Annotated in this window: 23 protein-coding genes; 16 read left to right on the plus strand and 7 right to left on the minus strand. The window is 51.2% G+C overall.

The window, feature by feature from the left end:
* Nucleotides 1-258: 258 nt before the first annotated feature.
* From citC to yldA, 10 genes are all read left to right on the plus strand, one after another.
* Nucleotides 259-1,317, plus strand: a complete 1,059-nt coding sequence (gene citC / locus RTW80_RS08810) for a [citrate (pro-3S)-lyase] ligase (protein WP_000467705.1) — start codon at nucleotides 259-261, stop codon at nucleotides 1,315-1,317.
* A gap of 14 nt (nucleotides 1,318-1,331) precedes the next feature.
* On the plus strand, nucleotides 1,332-1,628 hold the full coding sequence (gene citD / locus RTW80_RS08815) for a citrate lyase acyl carrier protein (RefSeq protein WP_000700703.1): 297 nt from the start codon (nucleotides 1,332-1,334) through the stop codon (nucleotides 1,626-1,628).
* Nucleotides 1,625-2,533, plus strand: coding sequence for a citrate (pro-3S)-lyase subunit beta (gene citE / locus RTW80_RS08820; protein ID WP_000622357.1), 909 nt, complete (start codon nucleotides 1,625-1,627; stop codon nucleotides 2,531-2,533). Before citD ends, citE begins: the two co-directional genes overlap by 4 nt.
* A gap of 10 nt (nucleotides 2,534-2,543) precedes the next feature.
* Entirely contained in the window at nucleotides 2,544-4,076 is a 1,533-nt protein-coding gene (citF, locus tag RTW80_RS08825; protein ID WP_000192245.1) for a citrate lyase subunit alpha, read from the plus strand.
* A gap of 3 nt (nucleotides 4,077-4,079) precedes the next feature.
* Complete coding sequence (gene citX, locus RTW80_RS08830; RefSeq protein WP_000550414.1) at nucleotides 4,080-4,631, plus strand: citrate lyase holo-[acyl-carrier protein] synthase; 552 nt, start codon at nucleotides 4,080-4,082, stop codon at nucleotides 4,629-4,631.
* Nucleotides 4,606-5,484 carry a triphosphoribosyl-dephospho-CoA synthase CitG gene (citG, locus tag RTW80_RS08835; RefSeq protein WP_000062457.1) on the plus strand — a complete coding sequence of 293 codons (879 nt, stop codon included), beginning with the start codon at nucleotides 4,606-4,608 and terminating at the stop codon, nucleotides 5,482-5,484. Before citX ends, citG begins: the two co-directional genes overlap by 26 nt.
* Before the next feature lie 50 nt (nucleotides 5,485-5,534).
* A complete protein-coding gene (gene citT, locus RTW80_RS08840) occupies nucleotides 5,535-6,998 on the plus strand; it encodes a citrate/succinate antiporter CitT (protein WP_000050323.1) in 1,464 nt (487 codons plus the stop codon).
* 113 nt (nucleotides 6,999-7,111) lie between these two features.
* Complete coding sequence (rna, locus tag RTW80_RS08845; protein WP_001741336.1) at nucleotides 7,112-7,918, plus strand: ribonuclease I; 807 nt, start codon at nucleotides 7,112-7,114, stop codon at nucleotides 7,916-7,918.
* A gap of 228 nt (nucleotides 7,919-8,146) precedes the next feature.
* Entirely contained in the window at nucleotides 8,147-8,557 is a 411-nt protein-coding gene (gene rnk, locus RTW80_RS08850) for a nucleoside diphosphate kinase regulator (protein ID WP_000089731.1), read from the plus strand.
* 137 nt (nucleotides 8,558-8,694) lie between these two features.
* Complete coding sequence (yldA, locus tag RTW80_RS08855) at nucleotides 8,695-8,784, plus strand: small membrane protein YldA (RefSeq protein ID WP_000796528.1); 90 nt, start codon at nucleotides 8,695-8,697, stop codon at nucleotides 8,782-8,784.
* Between the two features lie 3 nt (nucleotides 8,785-8,787).
* Here yldA and RTW80_RS08860 read toward each other — a convergent pair whose 3' ends face one another.
* A complete protein-coding gene (locus tag RTW80_RS08860; protein WP_000646174.1) occupies nucleotides 8,788-10,026 on the minus strand; it encodes a zinc-dependent alcohol dehydrogenase in 1,239 nt (412 codons plus the stop codon).
* 220 nt (nucleotides 10,027-10,246) lie between these two features.
* On the opposite strand from RTW80_RS08860, the gene uspG reads away from it, so the two are divergent.
* Complete coding sequence (gene uspG / locus RTW80_RS08865; RefSeq protein ID WP_000278505.1) at nucleotides 10,247-10,675, plus strand: universal stress protein UspG; 429 nt, start codon at nucleotides 10,247-10,249, stop codon at nucleotides 10,673-10,675.
* A gap of 120 nt (nucleotides 10,676-10,795) precedes the next feature.
* On the opposite strand, the gene ahpF is transcribed toward uspG, so the two are convergent.
* Together ahpF and ahpC are read right to left on the minus strand one after the other, a co-directional pair.
* Nucleotides 10,796-12,361: an alkyl hydroperoxide reductase subunit F gene (ahpF, locus tag RTW80_RS08870; protein WP_000887629.1), complete on the minus strand. Its 1,566-nt coding sequence runs from the start codon at nucleotides 12,359-12,361 to the stop codon at nucleotides 10,796-10,798.
* A 244-nt stretch (nucleotides 12,362-12,605) separates the two neighbouring features.
* Nucleotides 12,606-13,169, minus strand: coding sequence for an alkyl hydroperoxide reductase subunit C (gene ahpC / locus RTW80_RS08875; protein ID WP_000052796.1), 564 nt, complete (start codon nucleotides 13,167-13,169; stop codon nucleotides 12,606-12,608).
* 371 nt (nucleotides 13,170-13,540) lie between these two features.
* Here ahpC and dsbG point away from each other — a divergent pair, with 371 nt between their 5' ends.
* The 4 genes from dsbG to RTW80_RS08895 all read left to right on the plus strand — a co-directional run bounded on the left by dsbG (nucleotide 13,541) and on the right by RTW80_RS08895 (nucleotide 17,367).
* A complete protein-coding gene (gene dsbG, locus RTW80_RS08880; RefSeq protein WP_000913829.1) occupies nucleotides 13,541-14,287 on the plus strand; it encodes a thiol:disulfide interchange protein DsbG in 747 nt (248 codons plus the stop codon).
* Between the two features lie 208 nt (nucleotides 14,288-14,495).
* Nucleotides 14,496-15,398, plus strand: a complete 903-nt coding sequence (citR, locus tag RTW80_RS08885; protein ID WP_032247749.1) for a DNA-binding transcriptional repressor CitR — start codon at nucleotides 14,496-14,498, stop codon at nucleotides 15,396-15,398.
* A 146-nt stretch (nucleotides 15,399-15,544) separates the two neighbouring features.
* Nucleotides 15,545-16,765, plus strand: coding sequence for a phosphoadenosine phosphosulfate reductase (locus RTW80_RS08890; protein WP_000029805.1), 1,221 nt, complete (start codon nucleotides 15,545-15,547; stop codon nucleotides 16,763-16,765).
* Nucleotides 16,738-17,367 (plus strand): IbrB-like domain-containing protein, encoded by a 630-nt coding sequence (locus RTW80_RS08895; protein ID WP_000502945.1) that lies wholly within the window; start codon nucleotides 16,738-16,740, stop codon nucleotides 17,365-17,367. Before RTW80_RS08890 ends, RTW80_RS08895 begins: the two co-directional genes overlap by 28 nt.
* Here RTW80_RS08895 and ybdL read toward each other — a convergent pair whose 3' ends face one another.
* Nucleotides 17,368-18,528, minus strand: a complete 1,161-nt coding sequence (gene ybdL / locus RTW80_RS08900; protein WP_000183907.1) for a methionine-oxo-acid transaminase — start codon at nucleotides 18,526-18,528, stop codon at nucleotides 17,368-17,370.
* Between the two features lie 108 nt (nucleotides 18,529-18,636).
* Between ybdL and hcxA the strand changes: the two genes are divergently transcribed.
* Entirely contained in the window at nucleotides 18,637-19,725 is a 1,089-nt protein-coding gene (gene hcxA / locus RTW80_RS08905) for a hydroxycarboxylate dehydrogenase HcxA (RefSeq protein ID WP_001120441.1), read from the plus strand.
* A gap of 9 nt (nucleotides 19,726-19,734) precedes the next feature.
* Here hcxA and RTW80_RS08910 read toward each other — a convergent pair whose 3' ends face one another.
* The 3 genes from RTW80_RS08910 to entH all read right to left on the minus strand — a co-directional run bounded on the left by RTW80_RS08910 (nucleotide 19,735) and on the right by entH (nucleotide 22,814).
* The gene (locus RTW80_RS08910; protein WP_000460431.1) at nucleotides 19,735-19,932 is read right to left on the minus strand and encodes a YbdD/YjiX family protein; all 198 of its coding nucleotides are present in this window, start codon (nucleotides 19,930-19,932) and stop codon (nucleotides 19,735-19,737) included.
* A 182-nt stretch (nucleotides 19,933-20,114) separates the two neighbouring features.
* On the minus strand, nucleotides 20,115-22,220 hold the full coding sequence (cstA, locus tag RTW80_RS08915; protein ID WP_001043156.1) for a pyruvate/proton symporter CstA: 2,106 nt from the start codon (nucleotides 22,218-22,220) through the stop codon (nucleotides 20,115-20,117).
* 180 nt (nucleotides 22,221-22,400) lie between these two features.
* Entirely contained in the window at nucleotides 22,401-22,814 is a 414-nt protein-coding gene (entH, locus tag RTW80_RS08920) for a proofreading thioesterase EntH (RefSeq protein ID WP_000637953.1), read from the minus strand.
* Between the last annotated feature and the right edge of the window lies 1 nt (nucleotide 22,815).

Consider the following 22,815-nt stretch of genomic DNA (forward strand, 5'->3'; position numbering starts at 1 on the left):
AAACCTGCGAGTCATTTCGTAATTACATTAATTAAAAAACTTAAAACCATTAAATAAATAAAAAACCACTAACTCTATGTGAAATAAATCAAAATTTCACGCCGAAATACTCCTTAGGATGTATAGCGAAAGGAGAAAAAGATATACCTCGATCACCCACCTTTCTCCCAAGTGAAAATAAAAAGTTATCAGTTTGCAACATTGAACAACATTCGTTGCAAATCGATAACAACATGCACCTTCAGGATACTATTTATTATGTTCGGCAATGATATTTTCACCCGCGTAAAACGTTCAGAAAATAAAAAAATGGCGGAAATCGCCCAATTCCTGCATGAAAATGATTTGAGCGTTGACACCACAGTCGAAGTATTTATTACCGTAACCCGCGATGAAAAGCTTATCGCGTGCGGTGGAATTGCCGGAAATATTATTAAATGCGTTGCTATCAGTGAATCCGTTCGCGGTGAAGGACTGGCGCTGACATTAGCCACTGAACTGATAAACCTCGCCTATGAGCGGCACAGCACGCATCTGTTTATTTATACCAAAACCGAATACGAGGCGCTGTTCCGCCAGTGCGGTTTTTCCACGCTGACCAGCGTACCCGGCGTGATGGTGCTGATGGAAAACAGCGCCACGCGACTGAAACGCTATGCCGAATCGCTGAAAAAATTTCGTCATCCAGGGAACAAGATTGGCTGCATTGTGATGAACGCCAATCCCTTTACGAATGGTCACCGTTATCTGATTCAACAGGCTGCGGCACAGTGCGACTGGTTGCATCTGTTTTTAGTCAAAGAAGATTCTTCACGCTTCCCCTATGAAGACCGGCTGGATCTGGTGTTAAAAGGCACCGCCGATATTCCACGCCTGACTGTGCATCGCGGCTCCGAATACATCATCTCCCGCGCTACGTTCCCTTGCTACTTCATTAAAGAACAGAGCGTCATTAACCATTGTTACACCGAAATTGATCTGAAGATTTTCCGTCAGTACCTCGCTCCCGCACTGGGTGTAACTCACCGCTTTGTCGGTACTGAACCCTTTTGTCGCGTTACCGCCCAGTACAACCAGGATATGCGCTACTGGCTGGAAACGCCGACTATCTCCGCACCGCCCATCGAACTGGTTGAAATTGAGCGGCTGCGTTACCAGGAGATGCCGATATCCGCTTCCCGGGTACGTCAACTGCTGGCGAAAAACGATCTCACGGCTATCGCGCCGCTGGTCCCTGCAGTCACGCTGCATTATTTGCAGAACCTGCTTGAGCACTCCCGCCAGGACGCGGCAGCTCGTCAAAAGACCCCCGCATGAGAAACAGGTGAAAAATGAAAATAAACCAGCCCGCCGTTGCAGGCACCCTTGAGTCTGGGGATGTGATGATACGCATCGCCCCACTCGATACGCAGGATATCGACCTGCAAATTAACAGCAGCGTTGAGAAACAGTTTGGCGATGCAATTCGCACCACCATTCTGGACGTTCTCGCCCGCTACAACGTGCGCGGCGTACAGCTGAATGTCGATGACAAAGGCGCACTGGACTGCATTTTACGTGCACGACTGGAAGCCCTGCTGGCACGCGCCAGCGGTATCCCGGCTCTGCCATGGGAGGATTGCCAATGATTTCCGCTTCGCTGCAACAACGTAAAACTCGCACCCGCCGCAGCATGTTGTTTGTGCCTGGTGCCAATGCCGCGATGGTCAGCAACTCCTTCATCTACCCGGCTGATGCCCTGATGTTTGACCTCGAAGACTCCGTAGCATTGCGTGAAAAAGACACCGCCCGCCGCATGGTTTACCACGCGCTGCAACATCCGCTGTATCGCGATATTGAAACCATTGTGCGTGTCAACGCGCTGGATTCCGAATGGGGTGTCAACGACCTGGAAGCCGTCGTTCGCGGTGGTGCGGACGTTGTGCGTCTGCCGAAAACCGATACCGCTCAGGATGTTCTGGATATCGAAAAAGAGATCCTGCGTATCGAAAAAGCCTGTGGTCGTGAACCCGGCAGCACCGGCCTGCTGGCGGCGATTGAATCTCCGCTGGGCATTACCCGCGCAGTGGAAATCGCTCACGCTTCCGAGCGTTTGATCGGTATCGCCCTCGGTGCAGAAGACTATGTGCGCAACCTGCGTACAGAACGCTCCCCGGAAGGAACTGAACTGCTGTTCGCTCGCTGCTCCATTTTGCAGGCCGCGCGCTCTGCGGGTATTCAGGCGTTCGATACCGTCTATTCCGACGCTAACAACGAAGCTGGATTCCTGCAAGAAGCCGCCCACATCAAACAGCTGGGCTTTGACGGCAAATCGCTGATCAACCCGCGTCAGATTGATCTGCTGCACAACCTCTACGCACCGACCCAGAAAGAAGTGGATCACGCCCGCCGCGTCGTAGAAGCCGCTGAAGCCGCCGCTCGCGAAGGCCTCGGCGTGGTTTCCCTGAACGGCAAGATGGTGGACGGTCCGGTTATCGATCGCGCCCGTCTGGTGCTCTCCCGTGCAGAACTTTCCGGCATCCGCGAAGAATAAGGCAATCAAAATGACGCAGAAAATTGAACAATCTCAACGACAAGAACGGGTAGCGGCCTGGAATCGTCGCGCTGAATGCGATCTTGCCGCTTTCCAGAACTCACCAAAGCAAACCTACCAGGCTGAAAAAGCGCGCGATCGCAAACTGTGCGCCAACCTGGAAGAAGCGATTCGTCGCTCTGGTTTACAGGACGGCATGACGGTTTCCTTCCATCACGCTTTCCGTGGCGGTGACCTGACCGTCAATATGGTGATGGACGTCATCGCGAAGATGGGCTTTAAAAACCTGACCCTGGCGTCCAGCTCCCTGAGTGATTGCCATGCGCCGCTGGTAGAACACATTCGCCAGGGCGTGGTTACCCGCATTTATACCTCCGGCCTGCGTGGTCCACTGGCGGAAGAGATCTCCCGTGGTCTGCTGGCGGAACCGGTGCAGATCCACTCTCACGGCGGACGTGTGCATCTGGTACAGAGCGGCGAACTGAATATCGACGTGGCTTTCCTCGGCGTCCCGTCCTGTGATGAATTCGGTAATGCCAACGGCTACACCGGTAAAGCCTGCTGCGGCTCCCTCGGCTATGCAATGGTTGATGCCGACAACGCAAAACAGGTTGTGATGCTTACCGAAGAACTGCTGCCTTATCCGCATAATCCGGCAAGCATTGAGCAAGATCAGGTTGATCTGATCGTCAAAGTTGATCGCGTTGGCGATGCTGCAAAAATCGGCGCTGGCGCTACCCGTATGACCACTAACCCGCGCGAACTGCTTATTGCCCGTAGCGCTGCGGATGTGATTGTCAACTCTGGCTACTTCAAAGAAGGTTTCTCCATGCAAACCGGCACCGGCGGCGCATCGCTGGCGGTAACCCGTTTCCTGGAAGACAAAATGCGTAGCCGCGATATTCGCGCCGACTTCGCCCTTGGCGGTATTACCGCGACGATGGTTGACCTGCACGAAAAAGGTCTGATCCGCAAACTGCTGGATGTGCAGAGCTTTGACAGCCATGCTGCGCAATCGCTGGCCCGTAACCCCAATCACATCGAAATCAGCGCCAACCAGTACGCTAACTGGGGTTCGAAAGGCGCATCGGTTGATCGTCTCGACGTGGTGGTACTGAGCGCGCTGGAAATTGACACCCAGTTCAACGTTAACGTGCTGACCGGCTCTGACGGCGTACTGCGTGGTGCTTCCGGTGGTCACTGCGATACCGCAATTGCCTCTGCGCTTTCCATCATCGTCGCGCCGCTGGTACGCGGTCGTATTCCGACTCTGGTGGATAACGTGCTGACCTGCATCACCCCGGGCTCCAGTGTCGATATTCTGGTCACAGACCACGGTATCGCAGTTAACCCGGCACGTCCGGAACTGGCAGAACGTCTGCAGGAAGCGGGCATTAAAGTGGTTTCCATTGAGTGGCTGCGCGAACGTGCGCGTCTGCTGACCGGTGAACCACAGCCGATTGAATTCACCGACCGCGTCGTTGCCGTTGTGCGTTACCGCGATGGCTCGGTGATCGATGTTGTGCATCAGGTGAAGGAATAAGCCATGCACCTGCTTCCTGAACTCGCCAGCCACCATGCGGTATCAATTCCCGAGCTGCTCGTCAGCCGGGATGAAAGGCAAGCACGGCAACACGTCTGGCTCAAGCGCCATCCTGTTCCACTGGTCTCCTTTACCGTGGTTGCGCCTGGGCCGATTAAAGACTGCGAGGTCACACGCCGAATTTTTAATCATGGCGTGACAGCCTTGCGTGCCTTAGCCGCAAAACAGGGCTGGCAAATTCAGGAGCAGGCTGCACTGGTTTCCGCCAGCGGGCCGGAGGGCATGTTGAGCATTGCCGCCCCGGCTCGCGACCTCAAGCTCGCCACCATTGAGCTTGAACATAGTCATCCTCTCGGGCGGTTATGGGATATCGATGTCCTGACGCCCGAAGGCGAAATTCTCTCCCGCCGCGACTATTCACTGCCGCCTCGCCGCTGCCTGTTGTGCGAGCAAAGCGCAGCCGTCTGCGCGCGTGGAAAAACCCATCAACTGACCGATTTACTCAACCGCATGGAGGCACTGCTGAACGATGTCGATGCCTGCAACGTCAACTAAAACCACAAAGCTTGCGACGTCATTAATCGATGAGTACGCCCTGCTGGGCTGGCGCGCCATGCTGACTGAAGTCAATCTGTCACCGAAACCAGGCCTCGTGGATCGCATTAACTGCGGTGCGCACAAAGATATGGCGCTGGAAGATTTCCACCGCAGCGCGCTGGCGATTCAGGGCTGGCTACCCCGTTTCATTGAATTTGGTGCCTGTAGTGCGGAAATGGCACCAGAAGCGGTACTCCACGGATTACGCCCAATTGGTATGGCTTGCGAAGGTGATATGTTCCGCGCCACTGCGGGCGTAAACACGCATAAAGGCAGCATTTTTTCTTTAGGGCTGCTATGTGCGGCAATTGGCCGTTTGCTTCAACTCAACCAACCGGTAACGCCAACAACCGTTTGTTCTACGGCGGCAAGTTTCTGCCGTGGCCTGACCGATCGCGAACTGCGTACCAATAATTCACAACTGACGGCAGGTCAACGGTTGTACCAACAGCTTGGCCTTACCGGCGCACGCGGTGAAGCCGAAGCGGGTTATCCACTGGTGATCAATCACGCCTTGCCGCATTACCTCACTCTGCTGGATCAGGGGTTAGATCCTGAACTGGCATTGCTCGATACCTTGCTCCTACTGATGGCGATCAACGGCGATACCAACGTTGCATCGCGCGGTGGCGAGGGGGGCCTGCGCTGGCTACAGCGCGAGGCGCAAACATTATTGCAAAAAGGGGGCATTCGAACCCCCGCCGATCTCGATTATCTCCGGCAGTTCGACAGGGAGTGTATCGAACGAAATCTCAGTCCAGGCGGCAGCGCCGACCTGCTGATCCTTACCTGGTTTTTAGCACAGATTTAATTATTTAAGCACTTGATAAATTTTGAAATATTAATTTTCGGAGAACCCGTATGTCTTTAGCAAAAGATAATATATGGAAACTATTGGCCCCACTGGTGGTGATGGGTGTCATGTTTCTTATCCCTGTCCCCGACGGTATGCCACCACAGGCATGGCATTACTTCGCTGTGTTTGTGGCAATGATTGTCGGCATGATCCTCGAGCCAATTCCGGCAACAGCGATCAGTTTTATTGCGGTTACTATTTGCGTTATTGGCAGTAATTACCTGCTCTTTGATGCCAAAGAATTAGCTGACCCAGCGTTTAATGCGCAAAAACAGGCGCTGAAATGGGGTCTGGCTGGTTTTTCCAGCACCACGGTATGGCTGGTATTTGGCGCATTTATTTTTGCATTAGGGTATGAAGTTTCCGGGTTAGGTCGTCGCATTGCCCTTTTCCTGGTGAAATTCATGGGCAAACGCACGCTGACGTTGGGTTATGCGATTGTCATTATCGACATTCTGCTGGCACCGTTTACACCGTCCAACACCGCGCGTACCGGGGGTACGGTTTTTCCGGTCATTAAAAACCTGCCGCCGCTGTTTAAATCATTCCCCAACGATCCGTCCGCGCGTCGTATTGGCGGCTATTTGATGTGGATGATGGTCATTAGTACCAGTCTGAGTTCGTCCATGTTTGTCACCGGTGCGGCACCAAACGTGCTGGGTCTGGAGTTCGTCAGCAAAATTGCCGGTATCCAGATTAGCTGGTTGCAGTGGTTCCTCTGCTTCCTGCCGGTTGGGGTTATCTTGCTTATCATTGCGCCGTGGCTTTCCTACGTGCTGTACAAACCGGAAATCACACACAGTGAAGAAGTGGCAACCTGGGCGGGTGATGAACTAAAAACCATGGGTGCGCTGACACGCAGAGAGTGGACGCTGATTGGCCTTGTATTGCTCAGCTTAGGTTTGTGGGTATTTGGCAGTGAAGTCATTAATGCTACTGCGGTTGGTCTGCTGGCAGTTTCGCTAATGCTGGCTCTGCACGTTGTGCCGTGGAAAGACATTACCCGCTATAACAGCGCATGGAACACGCTGGTCAACCTGGCAACTCTGGTTGTGATGGCTAACGGCCTGACTCGTTCTGGTTTTATTGACTGGTTCGCCGGTACCATGAGTACGCACCTGGAAGGATTCTCACCAAACGCAACGGTGATTGTACTGGTTCTGGTGTTCTACTTTGCACACTACCTGTTTGCCAGCCTGTCTGCGCACACCGCAACCATGCTGCCGGTTATTCTGGCCGTCGGTAAAGGTATTCCGGGCGTACCAATGGAACAACTGTGTATCCTGCTGGTGCTGTCTATCGGTATCATGGGCTGTCTGACGCCGTATGCAACCGGTCCTGGGGTGATTATTTACGGCTGTGGCTATGTGAAATCAAAAGATTACTGGCGTCTTGGCGCAATCTTCGGGGTGATTTACATCTCTATGTTGCTGTTGGTTGGCTGGCCGATTCTCGCCATGTGGAACTAATACGTTCGCCAAACGCTGAATAAATCATCACGCCCGCCAGGTAAGCCCACCTAGCGGGCTTTTTTATGATTTAATAGATAGTATTCAGTGTATGTATGAGTTCCACACCCATTATGAAAGCATTCTGGCGTAACGCCGCGTTGCTCGCGGTTTCTCTGCTTCCCTTCTCTTCTGCCAACGCCATAGCGTTGCAGGCAAAACAGTATGGCGATTTTGATCGCTATGTCCTGGCCCTCTCCTGGCAAACCGGATTTTGCCAGAGTCAACACGATCGAAATCGTAACGAACGAGATGAATGTCGCCTGCAAACCGAAACGACCAACAAAGCTGATTTTCTGACCGTACATGGTCTGTGGCCAGGATTGCCTAAATCGGTCGCTGCCCGTGGTGTTGATGAACGCCGCTGGATGCGCTTCGGTTGCGCTACTCGCCCAATCCCGAATCTACCAGAAGCGCGCGCCAGCCGGATGTGTTCATCGCCGGAAACCGGATTATCACTGGAAACGGCTGCTAAACTAAGTGAAGTCATGCCAGGAGCTGGCGGACGTTCCTGCCTGGAACGCTACGAATATGCCAAACACGGTGCCTGCTTTGGTTTTGATCCGGACGCATACTTCGGTACTATGGTACGCCTGAATCAAGAAATTAAAGAGAGCGAAGCCGGAAAATTCCTTGCGGATAATTACGGTAAAACAGTGAGCCGCCGTGACTTTGACGCCGCCTTTGCCAAAAGCTGGGGAAAAGAGAACGTGAAAGCAGTTAAGCTAACGTGCCAGGGTAACCCTGCGTATTTGACTGAAATTCAGATCTCGATCAAAGCTGACGCCATCAACGCTCCGCTTTCTGCAAACTCATTCTTGCCACAACCTCACCCAGGTAACTGTGGCAAAACCTTTGTGATTGATAAAGCGGGTTATTAATCCTCTGATTTACAAAACACGCTAATTCGTCTTCCATAACCATGACGATTAAGAATTATACATAATGCGCTGCATTGAGGAATTCCCTGAATGTGACGCAAATCACTTCAAAGAGTGAGCAACAGTCAGTATCATCATGTGAGTTAAACCCTCGCCGCCTGACGGTGAGGGTTTTCTTTTGGGTATGTTTATCTGCGACACTCGCAGTACCGACGACATGGAGTAAAAATGTCCAGACCAACTATCATCATTAACGACCTGGATGCCGAACGCATCGATATTCTGCTGGAGCAACCCGCCTATGCTGGTTTGCCAATCGCCGACGCGTTAAACGCAGAGTTGGATCGCGCCCAAATGTGTTCGCCAGAAGAGATGCCACACGACGTGGTGACAATGAACAGCCGGGTTAAATTCCGCAATCTTAGCGATGGCGAAGTGCGTGTGCGCACGCTGGTGTATCCGGCAAAAATGACCGATAGCAATACTCAGCTTTCCGTTATGGCTCCGGTAGGTGCCGCACTGCTGGGGCTGCGCGTTGGCGATTCCATTCACTGGGAACTTCCGGGCGGCGTTGCAACCCACCTTGAAGTGCTGGAACTCGAATACCAGCCAGAAGCTGCTGGCGACTACCTGCTTTAATCCCATCTGCACAAGCGATAACTCGCTTTGCCCAGAGGATGCACTCGCATCCTCTTTACGCAAAATCAGCAATTTTTCCTGGTTCTCACTGTTCACTTTTGCTGCAAAATTATTCCGTTTCGTTTGTGGGAATAACCATGGCAGAAGCATTTTACATCCTGATAGGATTTCTGATTATGGCGGCGATTATCGTCATGGCTGTCCTTTACCTCGAAAACCACTCCTGACGATCATATTGTTCCCCCCGGCATCGCATTCACCAGACCTGAAACCGCCTTCTGCGCCGCCTCTGCGTTTTGTGCACCGGGTACCAGAATCACCTTACGGCACTCCTCTTCACGTTTTTCGAAAATCTCATATCCCCGGCCGGCCTCTTCAAACGGCATATAGTGGGTAACAATTTCTTCTGGTTTCAGTAATCCTTTCTCAATTAACGGTAATAATTCTCCCAGCCATGCGTGAACGTGGGTCTGTCCCATTTTAAACGACAACCCTTTATCAAAGGCGTCGCCAAACAGGAAACCGTGAATAAATCCAGCGTAGACGCCCGGTACGCTAACAATGCCGCCACGCCTGACCGCCGCAATACACTGACGCAACGCTTTACCGCTGCTGCCCTCCAGTTTCAGGTTAGTCAGCACCGTTTCCGTGGTGCTGCCTTTCGCTTCAAAACCGACGGCGTCTATTACTGCATCCACGCCCCGGTGACCTGCCGTTTGTTCAATAATTGACTGTGCCGGATCGCTGTCTTCATCAAAATTAATCGGGATCGCGCCGTAGCGGTCGGCGGCGAAATGCAAGCGGTAGGGATGATGATCAACAACAAAAATCTGTTCCGCACCGAGCAACCGTGCACAGGCGATTGTCAACAATCCCACAGGACCAGCACCATAGACTGCAACGCTTGAACCTTGTTGGATCTGCGCATTTTTTGCTGCCTGCCATGCCGTTGGCAGAATATCAGAAAGGAAAAGCGCTTTATCATCTGAAAGCAAAGGCGGTACTTTAAACGGCCCCACATTCCCTTTAGGGACGCGGACATATTCCGCCTGCCCACCAGGAACGCCGCCATACAGGTGACTATAACCAAACAATGCCGCTGGAGCTGGTATCTGTTTTTTATTGAGCGCAGCGCCTTTACCCGCATTGGTATTTTCGCAGGCGGCATATTGTTGCAATCGACAGAAAAAACAGTCGCCACAAGCAATGACGAACGGAATTACCACTCGGTCGCCTTTTTGCAAATTTTTTACGTCCTTTCCGGTTTCAACTACTTCCCCCATAAATTCATGACCAAAAATATCGCCATGTTTAACCTGAGGTATTTTGCCTCGATAAAGATGGAGGTCAGAGCCACAGATCGCCGTTGCCGTAATACGCAGAATAATATCATCTGCCTGTTCAACGCCCGGATCGGGAACATTTTCTACCTGAACGTGATGTGGGCCGTGATAAGTCAATGCTTTCATGCAACCTCCAGAGACAGTTCAAAAAAGAGTCAGTCTTTAAGGGTAGCTATCACAGCGGGAAAACGGGCGGTACCGCAGGTTTTGGGAGAATTCCTGGTGTTCAGTGAGAATATATTAATCACAGAAACCGTTCGTAAGGAAAAAGAACCAGACAAATATCAGGGATAAATATTATAATCATGGCGAATGATTTGTTCATGATTAACAGGGAGAAAGGGTTATGTATAAGACAATCATTATGCCAGTTGATGTATTTGAAATGGAATTGAGCGACAAAGCTGTTCGCCACGCTGAATTCCTCGCCCAGGATGACGGAGTTATTCATCTACTTCACGTACTACCCGGGTCAGCCAGCCTGAGCCTGCACCGTTTTGCCGCTGATGTGCGTCGTTTTGAAGAGCATCTGCAACATGAAGCAGAAGAACGTCTGCAAACGATGGTCAGCCACTTCACCATCGATCCTTCCCGCATTAAACAACATGTCCGTTTTGGTAGCGTGCGGGATGAAGTCAATGAGTTGGCAGAAGAACTGGGGGCTGATGTTGTAGTTATTGGTTCTCGCAACCCATCGATTTCGACCCATCTGTTAGGTTCTAACGCCTCGAGCGTGATCCGCCATGCCAATCTGCCGGTGCTGGTTGTGCGTTAATTGCCAGAATAAATATCCCGCCCTGCCCGGAGCCATCCCGGCAGGGCTTTTTAATGCCATAAAAAAGCCGCCAGGTTTGACCCCGGCGGCTAAGCAATTGCAGGTGAATCTTACTTCTTCTTATGCAGTTTTGGTGCGAATCAGGTAGTCAAAAGCACTCAGAGAGGCTTTGGCACCTTCGCCAGTGGCGATGATGATCTGCTTGTACGGAACCGTCGTACAGTCACCCGCTGCGAATACGCCTTTGACGTTGGTTTCGCATTTCGCATCAATGATAATCTCACCCATGCGGTTACGTTCGACTGCGCCTTCCAGCCAGTTGGTGTTCGGCAGCAGACCAATCTGGACGAAAATACCGGCCAGTTCGATGTTGTGAATATCGCCGCTGACACGATCTCGATATTCCAGACCAACGACTTTGCTGCCGTCGCCTTTCACTTCCGTGGTTTGCGCATTCAGAATAATGTCGACGTTTTTCAGGCTGCGCAGTTTGTCCTGCAGCACCTGGTCGGCTTTCATTTCTGGCGCAAATTCCAGCAGAGTTACGTGCTCAACGATACCCGCCAGGTCGATTGCCGCTTCCACGCCGGAGTTACCGCCGCCGATAACCGCTACGCGTTTGCCTTTAAACAGCGGGCCGTCGCAGTGCGGGCAGTAGGTCACGCCTTTGGTGCGATACTGATCTTCGCCCGGAACGTTCATGTTGCGCCATTTTGCACCGGTCGCCACGATAATGCTGCGTGCTTTCAGTACCGCGCCAGAAGCTGTTTCAATCTGATGCAGACCACCTTCAACTGCTGCTGGGATCAGTTTGCTGGCGCTCTGGCTGTCGATCACATCAACGTCGTATTCATCAACGTGAACTTTCAGTGCGCCTGCCAGCTTCTGCCCTTCAGTCTTCGGTACAGAAATGTAGTTTTCGATATCAACGGTATCGAGGATCTGACCACCAAAACGTTCGCCCATCAGACCGGTACGGATGCCTTTACGTGCGGAGTAAATTGCTGCCGCTGCACCCGCCGGGCCGGAACCGACGATTAATACGTCATAAGCATCACGCTTGTTCAGCTCTTCTGCCGCACGTTTTTCCGCGCCAGTATCAATTTTGGCAACGATTTCAGTCAACGTCATGCGGCCCTGACCAAACTCTTTCCCGTTTACGAACACTGCCGGAACGCCCATCACGTTGCGATCGGTGATTTCGTTCTGGAAGGTGCCGCCGTCAATTGCAGTGTGCTTGATGCGCGGGTTCAGTACGCTCATCAGGTTCAGCGCCTGCACCACGTCCGGGCAGTTGTGGCAAGAGAGCGAGTAATAGGTTTCGAATTCAAAATCACCGTCAATATGGCGAATCTGCTCCAGCAGAGACTGCGCTTCTTTCGACGGATGACCACCGGTCCACAGCAACGCCAGTACCAGCGAGGTGAACTCGTGGCCCAGCGGGGAGCCTGCAAAACGTGGCCCCTGGTTGGAACCTGGGTTGGTGATCAGGAAAGACGGCTTACGCACCGGCAAGCTGTTATCTTCTTTAAAGGTGACTTTGTCTGACAGTTCTGCGATTTCAGCCAACAGTTCCTTGATTTCTGCCGATTTAGCGCTGTCATCCAGCGTGGCAATTAACTCAACAGGCTTGGTCAATTTCTCAAGGTAAGCCTTGAGTTGAGTTTTCATATTTGTGTCGAGCATGTTTATCTCCTGGGCTTTAAACATCATCATGCAAGCGGCCTCTGCGGCTACCTGGATGCAGCTTGCATCATGGTGCGGGGAAGAAAATCGGGTGCCGCAGCACCCGAAGAATTAGGTGAATTTCCGAAGTATTTCGCGTCAGAGCAAGGCGGCTAGCCTGTGAATCCCCGGGAGCTTACACAAGTAAGTGACCGGGGTGAGCGGGCGACGCCAACGCCGCTATGGCGTGAAAGACGAAGGAAATTTAGATTTTACCAACCAGGTCCAGAGACGGAGCCAGAGTTGCTTCACCTTCTTTCCATTTAGCCGGGCAAACTTCACCTGGGTGAGAAGCTACGTACTGTGCTGCTTTGATTTTACGCAGCAGGTCAGACGCGTCACGGCCAATGCCTTCAGCGGTAACTTCGATTGCCTGGATGATACCCTGCGGGTCAACAACGAAGGTCGCACGGTCAGCCAGACCTTCATCTTCACGCATGTTGTCGAAGTTACGGGTCAGGGCGCCAGTCGGGTCGCCGATCATCGCATATTTGATTTTAGCGATGGTTTCAGAGCTGCTGTGCCATGCTTTGTGGGTGAAGTGAGTATCGGTAGATACTGCGTATACGTCTACGCCCAGTTTCTGCAGTTCTTCGTAGTGGTCAGCAACGTCACCCAGTTCGGTCGGGCATACGAAAGTAAAGTCAGCCGGGTAGAAGAAGAAGACGCTCCAGCGGCCTTCGGTATCTTTTTCGGTGATTTCGATGAATTCGCCGTTTTTGAATGCCTGGTTTTTAAAAGGTTTAATTTTGGTGTTAATCAAGGACATCTATACTTCCTCCGTGTTTTCGATGAGATGTAAGGTAACCAATTTTTGCCGATTCGGCTAATGCGTTTCCATTATCAAATCGATAAGTTTTACCTTACAACCTTCGTAAGACAACTTTGTGAACTTTGCACCGCCAGCGGCGATAAAAAGTAAAATGGCCCCCTTTCCAGGTGACCGTGTAATCTGAACTACCCTTTGGTATCTTCAGTGCCTGCCTGCAGGCTGAGGTGTTGCCCTTACAAATGCAACAACGACATGGATTACAACACCCTCATAAACAAAGGGCAATCACCTGATCTAAGCTCTTACCTATGACAGTGATAGGTTATGCCTTTTACTCGACTTTTGCACTGACTGAAAAGGACAAATTAATGTTAAAAAAGATACTTTTACTGGCTCTGCTTCCTGCAATCGCCTTCGCAGAGGAACTTCCTGCTCCAGTAAAAGCGATTGAAAAACAGGGCATTACAATCATCAAAACATTCGATGCCCCCGGAGGAATGAAAGGTTATCTCGGAAAGTATCAGGATATGGGCGTCACCATCTACCTGACTCCAGATGGTAAGCACGCTATCTCTGGTTACATGTACAACGAGAAAGGTGAAAACCTGAGTAACACACTTATCGAAAAAGAAATTTACGCACCAGCCGGACGCGAAATGTGGCAACGGATGGAACAATCCCACTGGCTCCTCGACGGTAAAAAAGATGCGCCGGTCATTGTCTACGTCTTCGCCGATCCGTTCTGCCCATATTGTAAACAGTTCTGGCAGCAGGCGCGCCCGTGGGTAGATTCTGGCAAAGTGCAATTAAGAACATTGTTGGTTGGGGTTATCAAGCCAGAAAGCCCGGCGACAGCAGCGGCAATTCTTGCCTCCAAAGATCCCGCAAAAACCTGGCAACAATATGAAGCCTCTGGTGGCAAGCTTAAGCTAAACGTGCCTGCAAACGTAAGTACAGAGCAAATGAAAGTGTTAAGTGACAATGAGAAACTGATGGACGATCTGGGGGCAAATGTCACGCCGGCTATCTATTACATGAGTAAGGAAAATACGCTACAACAGGCCGTGGGGTTGCCCGATCAGAAAACGCTTAATATCATTATGGGGAATAAATAAAAGGTAATTCATGGATGGTTGAACTATATCCCTGCTTTTCAACCATCCTAAAAAAGCATGAATTGCTCGCTCTGCCCTAAGTGGCTGTGCTATTTTAGAAAAACTTAATCCTGAGTTAAGCAAAAAAACATAATCAATAAAAATATATACGCAAAAAACATTGATTAAGTGAATATATCATGGAAGAAAAATATAACCGGAGTAGTGTATGGCCAATCTCTACGACTTGAAAAAGTTCGACTTAAATCTTCTTGTCATATTTGAGTGTATTTACCAGCATTTAAGCATTAGCAAAGCTGCTGAATCACTATATATCACCCCATCAGCCGTGAGCCAGTCGTTACAACGCTTACGTGCGCAATTTAATGACCCTTTATTCATTCGCTCAGGAAAAGGTATCGCGCCGACGACAACAGGGTTAAATCTGCATCACCATCTTGAGAAAAATCTCAGAGGCCTTGAACAAACAATTAATATAGTCAATAAGTCCGAACTAAAGAAAAACTTTATTATCTACGGCCCTCAGCTCATTTCTTGCTCTAATAATAGTATGCTGATCCGCTGCCTACGGCAAGATTCCTCTGTCGAGATTGAGTGCCATGATATCCTCATGTCAGCAGAGAATGCTGAAGAACTGTTGGTTCACCGCAAAGCCGATCTGGTGATCACCCAAATGCCAGTGATCAGCCGTTCCGTCATTTGCATGCCATTGCATACGATTCGCAATACTCTAATTTGTAGTAATAGGCATCCACGAATTACTGACAATAGCACTTATGAACAAATTATGGCAGAAGAGTTCACCCAATTAATATCTAAATCAGCAGGGGTTGATGATATTCAAATGGAAATAGACGAGAGATTTATGAATCGCAAAATCTCATTTCGTGGTTCCTCTTTGCTGACAATCATTAATAGCATTGCAGTTACAGATTTACTGGGAATAGCCCCCTATGAACTTTATAATTCCTACCGTGACTTTCTTAACTTAAAAGAGATAAAACTAGAACATCCGTTACCTTCAATAAAGCTTTACATTTCCTATAATAAATCTTCTTTAAATAATTTGGTGTTCTCCCGATTTATTGACCGTCTAAATGAGAGTTTTTGATATATAACTACAGACAGCTACTATAACTTTCATCTATTTATTCACAGCGCGAATGAAAAATAAAACACTCTGCTTTACAGTGTTTACTTTATAATTAACAGACTTATCTCACTGATCACCCTGTAACGTTCAGAGAGCGTCTTCAGATGTCTATTTATAAAATTCCTCTTCCGCTCAATATTCTGGAAGCTGCACGAGAGCGTATTACCTGGACACTCAATACCCTACCCCGCGTTTGTGTCTCATTTTCTGGCGGCAAAGACTCTGGTTTAATGCTGCATCTGACAGCCGAACTTGCCCGACAAATGGGCAAAAAAATCTGCGTTTTGTTTATCGACTGGGAGGCGCAATTCTCTTGCACCATTAACTATGTTCAGTCCCTGCGCGAGTTGTACACCGATGTCATCGAAGAGTTTTACTGGGTTGCGCTCCCGCTTACGACGCAAAATTCCCTTTCACAATACCAACCCGAATGGCAGTGCTGGGAACCTGATGTCGAATGGGTACGTCAACCTCTCCAAGATGCGATAACCGACCCTGACTTTTTCTCCTTTTACCAGCCAGGCATGACCTTCGAACAATTTGTACGTGAGTTTGCCGAATGGTTTTCACAAAAACGTCCGGCGGCGATGATGATCGGCATCCGTGCGGATGAGTCCTACAACCGTTTTGTCGCCATCGCCAGTTTAAATAAACAACGTTTTGCCGACGATAAACCCTGGACTACGGCCGCACCAGGCGGTCATAGCTGGTACATTTACCCCATTTACGACTGGAAAGTGGCTGATATCTGGACCTGGTATGCAAATCATCAAAGTCTCTGCAACCCACTGTATAACCTAATGTATCAGGCAGGCGTTCCTCTGCGTCATATGCGAATTTGCGAACCTTTTGGCCCGGAGCAACGACAAGGATTATGGCTCTATCACGTTATCGAACCGGATCGCTGGGCTGCTATGTGCGCACGAGTCAGCGGGGTAAAAAGTGGCGGCATTTACGCCGGACATGACAATCATTTCTATGGGCATCGGAAAATCCTCAAGCCAGAACATTTAGACTGGCAAGAATATGCATTATTGCTGCTCAATAGCATGCCGGAAAAAACAGCTGAGCATTACCGCAATAAAATCGCCATTTATTTGCACTGGTATCAGAAAAAAGGCATCGAGGTTCCACAAACCCAGCAAGGGGACATTGGCGCGAAAGATATCCCCTCCTGGCGGCGGATATGCAAAGTTTTACTCAATAACGATTACTGGTGTCGGGCATTATCATTTAGCCCCACAAAATCGAAGAACTATCAGCGTTATAACGAACGGATAAAAGGAAAACGTCAGGAATGGGGGATACTATGCAACAACGATTAACGCAGGATTTAACGCAATTTCTCGCCAGCTTGCCGGAAGATGATCGCATCAAAGCGATTAATGAAATCCGCATGGCGATCCATCAGGTTAGCCCCTTTCGTGAAGAGCCAGTGGATTGCGTTCTGTGGGTTAAAAACAGCCAACTTATGCCTAATGATTACAACCCAAACAACGTGGCACCACCCGAAAAAAAACTGCTGCAAAAATCCATTGAAATAGATGGTTTTACCCAACCCATTGTGGTCACACATACGGATAAAAATGCCATGGAAATCGTGGATGGTTTTCACCGCCATGAAATTGGTAAAGGCTCATCATCATTAAAATTACGCTTAAAAGGTTATTTGCCGGTGACCTGTCTGGAAGGTACGCGTAATCAACGCATCGCCGCGACTATTCGTCATAATCGCGCTCGTGGACGCCATCAAATCACCGCCATGTCGGAAATCGTCCGTGAACTTAGCCAGTTGGGATGGGACGATAATAAAATTGGCAAAGAGCTGGGAATGGACAGCGACGAAGTGCTGCGCCTGAAGCAAATTAACGGCCTGCAAGAGTTGTTTGCCGACCGTCAATATTCCCGCGCCTGGACGGTTAAATAGCTAAAGCTGGCGCAGGCGTTCAGCTGCTGCCAGCAACGTCGATTCCTTCTTGGCAAAACAGAGACGAATCAGTTTATGTGGGAAGGGATCGGCGCAAAACACCGACAGCGGAATCGCCGCTACGCCGTGCTCCTGCGTCAGCCACTGGCAAAACTCAACATCATCCAGGGTAGAAACCGCGCTGTAATCCACCAGCAAAAAGTATGTACCTTCACACGGTAAAATCTCCAGCCGGCTTTCATTTAAAGCATTCACCAGAATATCGCGCTTCTGGCGATAAAAGTCCGGTAACGCAAGATAATGCTCAGGTTCTGCACGTAGCATATCAGCAAGCGCCAGCTGTGCCGGGGTATTCACCGAAAAGGTCAGATACTGATGTACCTTGCGAATTTCGGCGCTGATGGGCGCTGGCGCAACACAATAACCCACTTTCCAGCCGGTCATATGATAGGTCTTGCCAAATGAAGAAACCGCCACTGCCCGCTCACGCAGCTGCGGATGCGCCAGCACACTGGCATGGCCCTGTTGTGAAAAGTTGATGTGCTCGTAGACTTCATCGCTAATGACAAAAATCTCGTGCCCGGCGATCGCCTGCCACAAAGCGGCGAAATCAGCCTGCTGCCAGACAGTTGCACTGGGGTTATGCGGAGTGTTGAGGATCACCAGTCTGGTGCGCTCGCTTAATAATGCGGCAAATTCCTGCCAGTCAACGCGAAAATGCGGTGGTTGCAGTGCCATACGCTTCACTATTCCCCCAGAAAGCGCGATGGCGGGGGCGTAACTGTCATAGCTGGGATCAAAACAAATCACTTCATCGCCATTGCGCACCAGTGCGGTAATCGCCGCGTATAACGCTTCCGTCGCCCCTGCCGTTACGGTGATATCGCTATCGGCATCTGGTTGATAGCCATACAAACGTTCCGTTTTCTGAGCAATCGCCTCGCGCAAGGCCTGCACGCCGGTCATGGGCGCGTATTGGTTTGCCCCCTGTGCAACGTGGTGCGCCAGCCGCTCCTGTAAATAGCGCGGACCATCAAAATCAGGAAAGCCTTGCGACAGGTTAATCGCCTGGTGTTGCTGCGCCAGCGCGCTCATCTGGGTGAAAATAGTGGTGCCAAGTTGTGGAAGTTTGCTTTGTGGAATCAGAGGGTTATTTGTCATTTTTATTGTACCTGACGAAGTTGCGTGTTGAAGGCACTATAACACGATGCTAGTATTTGGCAATCAAGACGTTTAGATGTCTAAATAAAACAATAAGGACAACACAACATGCCTCACAATCCTATCCGCGTGGTCGTCGGCCCGGCTAACTACTTTTCACATCCAGGAAGTTTCAATCACCTGCACGATTTTTTCACTGATGAACAACTTTCTCGCGCGGTGTGGATCTACGGCAAACGCGCCATTGCTGCGGCGCAAACCAAACTTCCGCCAGCGTTTGGACTGCCAGGGGCAAAGCATATTTTGTTTCGCGGTCATTGCAGCGAAAGCGATGTACAACAACTGGCGGCTGAGTCCGGTGACGACCGCAGCGTGGTGATTGGCGTCGGTGGCGGTGCACTGCTCGACACCGCGAAAGCCCTCGCCCGCCGTCTCGGTCTGCCGTTTGTTGCCGTTCCGACGATCGCCGCCACCTGCGCCGCCTGGACACCGCTCTCCGTCTGGTATAATGATGCCGGACAGGCGCTGCATTATGAGATTTTCGACGACGCCAATTTTATGGTGCTGGTGGAACCGGAGATTATCCTCAATGCACCGCAACAATATCTGCTGGCGGGGATCGGTGACACGCTGGCGAAATGGTATGAAGCGGTGGTGCTGGCTCCGCAACCAGAAACGTTGCCGCTAACCGTGCGACTGGGGATCAATAATGCGCAAGCCATTCGCGACGTCTTGTTAAACAGTAGCGAACAGGCGCTGAGCGATCAGCAAAATCAACAGTTAACGCAATCATTTTGCGATGTGGTGGATGCTATTATTGCTGGTGGTGGGATGGTTGGTGGTCTGGGCGATCGTTTTACGCGTGTGGCGGCAGCTCATGCCGTGCATAACGGTCTGACCGTGCTGCCGCAAACCGAGAAGTTTCTCCACGGCACCAAAGTCGCCTACGGAATTCTGGTGCAAAGCGCCTTGCTGGGTCAGGATGATGTGCTGGCGCAATTAACTGGAGCGTATCAGCGTTTTCATCTGCCGACTACACTGGCGGAGCTGGAAGTGGATATCAATAATCAGGCGGAGATCGACAAAGTGATTGCCCACACCCTGCGTCCGGTGGAGTCCATTCATTACCTGCCAGTCACGCTGACACCAGATACGTTGCGTGCAGCGTTCAAAAAAGTGGAATCGTTTAAAGCCTGACGTACAAATTTAGCAGCAGCGCGCGCCGCCTTTTCCACCGTAGCGCGCGTCCTGCCGCTCACGGAAAAACTCTTCGTAGGTCATCGGCGTTTGATCGGGATGGTTAACCCGCATATGTTCGACATAGTTGTCGTAATCAGGCATACCAATCATCAGCTTCGCCGCCTGACCTAAATATTTTCCGGCTTTTGCCAGTGAATCAAACATCTTGGCCTCCGCTAACCATGTTGCTGAAAGAGTGCCGGATGCGGCGTGAACGCCTTATCCGGCCTACAAATGCTATCAACGCGCTCGGTCAGTCCCCTCGCCCCACCGGGGAGAGGGTTAGGGTGAGAGGGAACCCTGGGCACTAAGCCAACATTCGCCAACATCCCCCCCTCACTCTGACTTTAGTGTGCGCCTTTTGCCTGCGCCACGATCTCCTCGACATTTTCCGGCATTGGTTCATACGGCGTTTCTTTCGCCGTTGGCTTCGGATCTTTCAATGCCGCCAGTGCCGTCTTAATCGAGAACAGTGCCAGAACCACCACGACCACCATAAAGAAGATGGTTAACCCGGCATCCAGACGGTTGTTGAACACCAGTTGCGCCAGCTGTGACTCAGTATACTGCGACGGAATATTGCCGCTGTCGATCATTGCCTGGAACTTATTAGCAATGGCCAGGAAGCCGACTTTCGCATCCGGGCTAAACGCTTTCTGCCAGCCTGCGGTCAGGGTACAAATCAGCAGCCAGGCCGTTGGTACCAGCGCCACCCAGGCGTAACGTTGACGTTTCATCTTGAACAACACCACGGCACAGAGCATCAGCGCCATCCCTGCCAGCATCTGGTTGGCAATACCAAACAGCGGCCACAGAGTGTTAATGCCGCCCAGCGGATCGACCACGCCCTGATGGAGGAAGTAGCCCCACGCCAGTACGCACAGCGCTGTTGCCAGCAGGTTAGCAGGCAGTGAATCGGTCCGCTTCAGGCCAGGAGACACCACGCCCAGCAGATCCTGCAACATAAAGCGCGCAGCACGCGTACCTGCATCCACCGCCGTCAGAATAAACAGTGCTTCAAACAAAATGGCGAAGTGATACCAGAACGCCACATCCATCATGCCGCCCAGCGCGCCGTGCAGAATGTAGGCCATCCCCACCGCCAGCGTCGGCGCACCGCCCGCACGGGAAATGATCGACTGTTCACCCACTTCGCTGGCAATCTGGTTTAGCGTATCTGGTGTAATGCTAAAGCCCCAGCTACTCACCACCTGCGCGGCAGAAGCGACCACATCCGCCGTCCCTGCCGGAGCCAGCACCGCCATCGGGCTGTTCATGGCAAAATACACGCCCGGATCGATGATACAGGCGGAAACCAGCGCCATAATCGCCACGAAGGATTCCATTAACATCCCACCGTAGCCGATAAAGCACGCCTGCCCTTCGTTCGCCAGCATCTTCGGCGTGGTCCCAGAAGAGATCAGCGCATGGAAGCCAGACACCGCGCCACAGGCGATGGTGATAAACAGGAACGGGAACAGGTTACCGGTCCATACCGGGCCAGTGCCATCGACAAATTTGGTCAGCGCAGGCATGGTCAGCGTCGGGCGCATAATCAAAATGCCTACCGCCAGACCGACGATAGTCCCGATTTTCAGGAAGGTAGAGAGGTAGTCACGCGGGGCCAGCAGTAACCACACCGGCAGCACCGCCGCCACAAAACCGTAACCCACCAGCATCCAGGTCAACTGCACGCCGGTAAAGTCAAAGTACGGTGCCCAGGTCGGACTTTCTGCCACCCAGCCGCCAGAGATAATGGCGAAAATCAGGAATACCAGACCGATGACCGACACTTCGCCAATACGCCCCGGACGCAGATAGCGCAGGTAGATCCCCATAAACAGCGCCAGCGGAATGGTGAACGCAACGGTATATGTTCCCCACGGGCTATGAGTCAGGGCTTTCACCACGATCATCGCCAGCACTGCAAGGATAATGACCATGATCATAAAGCAGGCCACCAGCGCAATCACCCCGGCGGTTGGCCCCATCTCTTCTTTGACCAGCTCACCCAGCGAGCGACCGTCACGGCGCGTAGAAACAAACAGTACCATGAAATCCTGCACCGCACCGGCGAGAACCACCCCAGCGAGCAGCCAGATCATCCCCGGCAGGTAGCCCATTTGCGCCGCCAGTACCGGCCCCACCAGCGGACCTGCTCCGGCAATGGCCGCAAAATGGTGACCGAACAGCACTTTCTTGTCCGTCGGCACATAGTCCAGCCCGTCGTTATGGCGCACCGCTGGCGTCATACGCGTCGGGTCAACCGCCAGCACATTTTTGGCGATATACAGCCCATAAAAACGGTAAGCGATCAGATAGATACAGACCGACGCCACCACAATCCACAGCGCGTTGATCTGTTCCCCACGATTTAAAGCAATGTATCCCAGAGCAAATGCTCCCATTACAGAGAGCACTGTCCAGACGAGGTATTTCCCTGATTTGTTCATAGTTGTTATCCGTGTGCGTGTCCATAGAGATGTTACATTTTGTTTCTATAACATCTTTGTACAATTTAACAACACAGCAACCATGTAAATCGGAGTTGAAACCAATATTTAACTTAACAATGTTAACTCGATCACTCCGTTAACCGAGTTTTCCTGCAATCTCATCTAATTCTGTCGGGTTCATCCCAAAACTGCCGTACCCAGCCGACAAGTGCAGCAACGCCGCCCCTGTTCATCGAAAACGACGATTTCCCAGCTCTGATTTTGCCGACCAAGATGCAGCGGCTGGCAGACGCCGCGTACCTTTCCCTCAGACACCGGGCGATGGTGTGTTGCATTAAGTTCTGTGCCTACCACACACTGTCCGTCGCGGGTCATCATAAATCCGGCCATCGATCCCAGCGTTTCCGCCAGCGCCGCCGACGCGCCGCCATGTAGTAAACCGAACGGCTGATGAGTACGGGTATCAACCGGCATTTCGGCTTCCAGCACATCATCGCCCAGACGGGTATACACAATTCCCAGATGCGCCACCATTGTGTTATCGCTGGTGGCGTTCAGTTCGTCGAGCGTTAAATGGCGTTTCCAGATCATG

It is taken from the genome of Escherichia sp. AM3 (assembly GCF_032029835.1).
Classification (GTDB): Bacteria; Pseudomonadota; Gammaproteobacteria; order Enterobacterales; family Enterobacteriaceae; genus Escherichia; species Escherichia coli.